Origin of the sequence: Microcoleus sp. D3_18_C4 (genome assembly GCF_036702355.1) — a bacterium.
Classification (GTDB): domain Bacteria; phylum Cyanobacteriota; class Cyanobacteriia; order Cyanobacteriales; family Microcoleaceae; genus Microcoleus.
In genome coordinates, this window is sequence record NZ_JAUBTF010000128.1 from 1 (window position 1) to 5,696 (window position 5,696).

5 protein-coding genes are annotated in these 5,696 nt (G+C 47.3%); 4 read left to right on the forward strand and 1 reads right to left on the reverse strand.

The features are described from left to right. Positions 1-113 precede the first annotated feature (113 nt). The 4 genes from QUA90_RS29785 to cobA all read left to right on the forward strand — a co-directional run bounded on the left by QUA90_RS29785 (position 114) and on the right by cobA (position 3,143). Positions 114-440: a GUN4 domain-containing protein gene (locus tag QUA90_RS29785; protein ID WP_333448727.1), complete on the forward strand. Its 327-nt coding sequence runs from the start codon at positions 114-116 to the stop codon at positions 438-440. A gap of 196 nt (positions 441-636) precedes the next feature. Next, positions 637-1,320 carry a manganese catalase family protein gene (locus QUA90_RS29790; protein WP_333084545.1) on the forward strand — a complete coding sequence of 228 codons (684 nt, stop codon included), beginning with the start codon at positions 637-639 and terminating at the stop codon, positions 1,318-1,320. A 240-nt stretch (positions 1,321-1,560) separates the two neighbouring features. Next, positions 1,561-2,301 (forward strand): sirohydrochlorin chelatase, encoded by a 741-nt coding sequence (locus tag QUA90_RS29795; RefSeq protein ID WP_445300155.1) that lies wholly within the window; start codon positions 1,561-1,563, stop codon positions 2,299-2,301. Continuing rightward, positions 2,298-3,143, forward strand: a complete 846-nt coding sequence (gene cobA, locus QUA90_RS29800) for a uroporphyrinogen-III C-methyltransferase (protein ID WP_333389927.1) — start codon at positions 2,298-2,300, stop codon at positions 3,141-3,143. The genes QUA90_RS29795 and cobA overlap by 4 nt, the downstream gene beginning before the upstream one ends. A gap of 130 nt (positions 3,144-3,273) precedes the next feature. On the opposite strand, the gene QUA90_RS29805 is transcribed toward cobA, so the two are convergent. Continuing rightward, complete coding sequence (locus QUA90_RS29805; RefSeq protein ID WP_333448726.1) at positions 3,274-5,529, reverse strand: transglycosylase domain-containing protein; 2,256 nt, start codon at positions 5,527-5,529, stop codon at positions 3,274-3,276. Positions 5,530-5,696 lie beyond the last annotated feature (167 nt).

Here is a 5,696-nt window from a genome sequence, read left to right on the forward strand (position 1 = left end):
GAGCAAATCAGTTCGTTGTCATCTTACAATTTTATTCTTGAAGCTCTATTCTATGCAGCTTCATATTAAATTGGTATCAATCTATTTCCCAGGAACCGGGAACTCAGCTAGAAATAAGCCAAATTTACCAGCTCCCCTGCCAAGATTTGCAAACACTCGATCGCCTTTGGCTGCACTACAGTCAAGGTCGGTTTGGCTTCAGCGTCCAAAAGCAGATTTACGAAAGCGTTAAGGGAGACTATATCAGATTTTGCGATCGGGTCAACTGGCAAACCTACAATTCTGCTACTACTTTAGGGCAGATTAAATTTAGTCAGCAAGCACCACTCGGACACCTCCCCTCTCGCAGTTGGGTTGGTGGCATTCAGTGGCTGCGGCATCTCGATGCTCTGTCTGCAAAATTAACCGAGTGCGACAATAATCCTGCTCCTAAATTGTAATTTGGTCTACCGACTCACTAAGTAAAATTTCATATTTAAACTCTACCTGAAAGCAGAGAAATTTGTCTCATTAGATGTAACTAGCGACCGAGGTTCAGTGTGATCGCTTGTCGCACAATGGATTGTGAAGGTGAACACAGCTACAGGTCTGCAATCCTCAGACTGTAACAATAGAATTAAAGAGAGGTATCGATCCATGTTTTTTCACAAAAAGCAATTAATGGCTGCGGTGACTGTAGACCAACCCAACCCCCGTTTTGCCCAATTGCTGCTAGAACAGTTTGGCGGAGCAACCGGAGAACTGACAGCAGCTCTGCAATACTGGGTGCAGTCCTTTCACTGTGAAGATGCAGGGATTAAGGATATGCTCCAAGATATTGCAATAGAAGAATTCAGCCACTTAGAAATGGTGGGCCAACTCATAGAAATGCACACCAAAAACGTTGACCAAACAGAAGCTTACAAAAGCACTTTGTTTGCGGTGCGTGGCGTAGGCCCACACTTGTTGGACAGCCAAGGTCAAGCTTGGACGGCAGCTTATGTCAACGAAGGCGGCGATGTGGTGCGCGATTTGCGTGCTAATATCGGTGCGGAAGCAGGAGCCCGCCAAACCTACGAAGAGTTGATTAAACTAGCACCGGATATGGGAACGAAAAAGACGTTGCAGTTTCTGCTGACTCGCGAAATTTCTCACACTCAAATGTTCATGAAAGCTCTGGAAGCGCTGGGCAAACTCACCGATCCGATGTTCGGCAATATTCCGCCAGATTCCACTGTGGATCTCTACTTTAACCTGTCCACAAATGGCAAGGATGAACGCGGGCCGTGGAACTCGGAACCTACTTTCCAATACATTGCCGATCCCGCTCCCAAAGCTTAATTTGATAGTTGTGTAACCTGGGTGGCGAGTGAAGATTTAAGCTCAGTGTTAAGTAATTTTTAAGCCGCGCACCTTCTTTTGTAAGGTGTGCGGCTTAGAAACTTTAAGCCCAGTGTTGAGTAATTTTTAAGCCGCGCACCCTAGGATATCGAACTTTTGTGTTGAGTAATTTTTAAGTCACGCGCCCTACGGTGTTATAATTATTTGAAATTCCGATCGAACCTTAACATCCTATCTATATTGAAATTGCGATCGACCTATTTATTAGTTTCTCACGGCAGCCGCGACCCCAGACCCCAACAAGCTTTGGAAAACCTAGGTCAACTGCTGTCTCAAAATTTGGCTGACTCGTTCCCCGCAGTAGCAACCGCCACCTTAGAACTCGGGCCCGCACCGCTGCACGAACAAATTTGCAGTTTTGGCGAACGTACCCTGTCGCTGGGACTGACAGAATTGCAAATACTCCCTGTATTTTTATTGCCGGGAGTTCACGTCGCCGAAGACATACCGGCAGAGGTGGAAATTGCCCAAAAAACTTTTGGTGACAAGCTAAAAATTGCATTGTGCCCGCATTTAGGTTCCCAGGAAGCAGGCTTAACAAAATTGGTGAAAAGTCAGATGGAAGAGGTGACTTTTCTCCCCAATCTGCTATTGCCAAAATGGATTTTATTATCTCACGGCAGCCGTCGCCCCGGAGGTAACTCGATTGTTGAGGAAATCGCTAGCAAACTCGGTGCGCTGACAGCGTATTGGTCAGTAAAGCCGAGTTTGGAAGAGCAAATTGAGAGTTTGGTTCGTGGTGGACAGCAGCAAATAGGAATTGTGCCATACTTCTTATTTAATGGAGGAATTACAGATGCGATCGCCAAAAATGTCGCACAGCTAAAGCAGCAATTTCCTGCGGCGGAACTTCATCTCGCAAATCCTCTAGGCGCAAGTGTACAATTAGCAGACTTAATTGGGAATTTAATTCAAAAATGAACCCCAGAGGCACAGAAGAGGTAAAGGAAGCAAGAAAAATGTCTTTAGGAAAAGTGTATTTAGTAGGTGCGGGGCCCGGAGATCCGGGTTTGATGACCTTGAAGGGAAAAGCTTTGTTAGAGTGTGCGGATGTGGTGATTTATGACGCTTTAGTCAGCCCTCAAATTTTGGCAGCAATCAACCCCCAAGCAGAACGAATTGATGCCGGAAAACGCAAAGGGCGTCACTCGTTAATGCAGGACGAAACCACTCAGTTAATGATAGAAAAAGCTGGAGATAATGCGATCGTAGTTCGTCTCAAAGGCGGCGATCCGTTTATCTTCGGCCGCGGTGGCGAAGAAATGGAAGAGTTGGTAAAAGCTGGAGTGTCAGTAGAAGTCGTCCCCGGCGTAACTTCTGGGATTGCGGCCCCTGCTTATGCGGGAATTCCTTTAACACATCGATCGTACAGTTCCTCTGTCACCTTTGTCACCGGTCACGAATCAGCGGGAAAATATCGACCGGAGGTAAATTGGCAGGCGATCGCCCGTGGCTCGGAAACCATTGTAGTATACATGGGAATCCACAATTTGCCTTACATTATCGGCCAGTTAACAGCAGCCGAATTGAGTGCAGAAACGCCCATAGCGTTAGTGCGTTGGGGAACGCGGCCGGAACAAGAAGAATTGATCGGGACTTTGGGTACAATTGTAGAGCAAGTTGAGGCGATCGGATTTGCAGCACCTGCGATCGCGGTAATCGGAAATGTTGTCAATTTGCACTCGATATTGTCTGGCTGTCGGCCATATCAGACGGCGGTTGAAACCGCACCTAAACAAACGATGTCCGCCTCCGCGGACTGAAGAAAATAAATTAATTTTAACCGTCTTTGTCTTCAACCCGCGGAGGCGGGTTTTGTCTGTGTAGACGCGGTTTCAACCGCCGTCTCTTCTTCGTATAGACGCGGTTTCAACCGCCGCATCTTCTTCTCATTCAACGCGCCACCTGCCGCATATACTCCCCCCACAACTGAGCGGCATTTGCACTACCTCCGGCAGTCGGAGAATTATCATCATTTCCCAACCAAACTCCTGTCACCAGTTGCTGACTCGGAATATAACCGACAAACCACAAATCTCTATTATCATTAGTCGTGCCTGTTTTTCCAGCTTCTCCCAAGCCCAAAGCAGCACTGCTACCCGTACCTCCCCGCACCACACCTTGCAGCATATCTGTCATCGTATCCGCTACTGCTTCAGAAACTAACTGCCGATTGGCAATGCCATCTTTTTGATACTCATAAATCACCCGGCAACTGTTAAAATCATTTCGATCTTTGCAATCGCTGCTGTCAATAATTCGCTTGATTACGTGGGGACGATTTCCCAAACCCCGATTGGCCAAAACCCCGAAAGCACCCGTTAATTGCAACACATTAACTTCACTTTCACCTAATACTAAACCAGGATTAGAACGCAGTTCAGAAGTAATCCCCAAACGCCTAGCCATTTGCACTACATTGTCTAAACCGACATCTTGTTGTGCTATTCGCAAAGCAATTGCATTTTCCGACAATGCCAAGCCGCGATACATATCAGTATTACCGCTGGTTCTTTCGCAACCACTATAACTTTGTCCTCCCCAGGAAAGGGGAGCGCAAGAATAAGTTTTATCGGGTGAGATTCCCCGTTCCAGGGCGGCTGCATAGGTGAAAATCTTAAATGTAGAACCGGGCTGTCTCAAAGCTTGTGTAGCCCGATTAAACTGACTTTTCAAGTAATCTACGCCCCCAACTAAAGCTAAGACTTCCCCGGTTGTACTATTGAGAGTTACCACGGCTCCTTGAGAAAAGCCAGCACTTGATCCGGCATTTTCTACAGCATTTCTGAGGGAAGCTTCAGCCACTTTTTGCAGGCCCGGATTCAAACCTGTTTCTACAATGAAATTGCCTTCTCTGGCTAATTGCTCCCCCAGCAAAAACTCCAATTCGTCAAATACATAACTATAGAAATAAGGAGCGATCGTACTTTGAAGATATTGGCGTGCTTTGGGATTGATCTCAATTCGCGATCGCCTTGCGCGATCGGCTTCTTCCTGAGAAATCGTCCCCAGTGCGCGCATCCGTTCGATCACTCGATCGCGATACTGCACCGCCAACTGATAATTTTGAATCGGATTAAAACTGTTGGGAGCAGGCAAAATCCCTGCCAAAGTTGCCGCCTCTGACAAAGTTAAATCCCTCGCCGACTTCCCAAAATAAAACCGAGCCGCATCCTCAAAACCGTAAAGGTCAATCCCCAAAAACACCCGATTTAAATAAGTCAGCAACAGCTCATCTTTGCTGTAATAATTCTCCAGTTTCAACGCCACTACAGCTTCCCGCAACTTGCGTCCTGCAGAATCTTGAGTTCCCACATAATCTCGAAACAAACTCCTCGCTAACTGCTGCGTCACAGTGCTGCCGCCTTCGCGAATTCCTCCCCCGCGAACATTGGTCAAAAGCGCGCGCAAAACTCCGATCGGATCTACTCCCAAATGCCAATTGTAGCGACTGTCTTCCGAAGCAAGTACCGCCTTGGATAAATAAGGCGAAAAATCCTGTAATTGCTTTAATTCTAAGTGAGCGTTATTCTGAGGAGGACGCAGGGGAGTTTGCCCATCGCGCGCGTAAACAATCACGGGGCCATTGATACTTCTTGGCAGAGGCCGCACTTGAAACTTTGTCGATTCCATGCCTACCAACACGGCAATCAAAGCGGTGATTCCACTGACGCTGTAAAAGCTGTAACGCACAAGTTGCAAATACCAAGGCGGCGGATATACGTACTGAATCCTGACAGCGGCGGCTAGTTCCGGCGGCCCTAAAGTGAACACGTCTCCGTGACGCAGGGACATACTTTTAACTCGCCTTTTGCCATTGTAAATGCCGTTTGTGGAGTCTTCATCTTTGATGACAAAAGGAGTCCGCCGCCGAGTATCGCGCGACAGGGATAAGTGTACGTGACTGACAACGGGATTGCGAACTACTATATCTGAAGATTTGGACGATCGACCTAACAAATATCGATCGCCCAACAGCGGATAAACCTCAGCTTTAGCTGCACCGGCATCCTGTACCCACAATTCGGGTACTTTGGCATTAGGTTTCAGCGCTAGCTGGTTAAAATTAACCTTGGCAATAGTCTGGACTGCTTGGGTAATCGCACCCAAGACGGTTTGAGGTTTGCGGGGTGGCGGCGGTGGGGTCATATTTCGCTGTGCACTACGATCGAGCGATCGGCTCTTGCACCATTCTACTCGCAACTTTTGGCTAATTTCACGATCGGCTCACACTCTCTTAGCATTCGTAACAAGTTAAGCTTGGATGGCAGTTGTCAAGGGGATTTGAGAAGATGCTTCAAAGAAAAAGTAGTCAG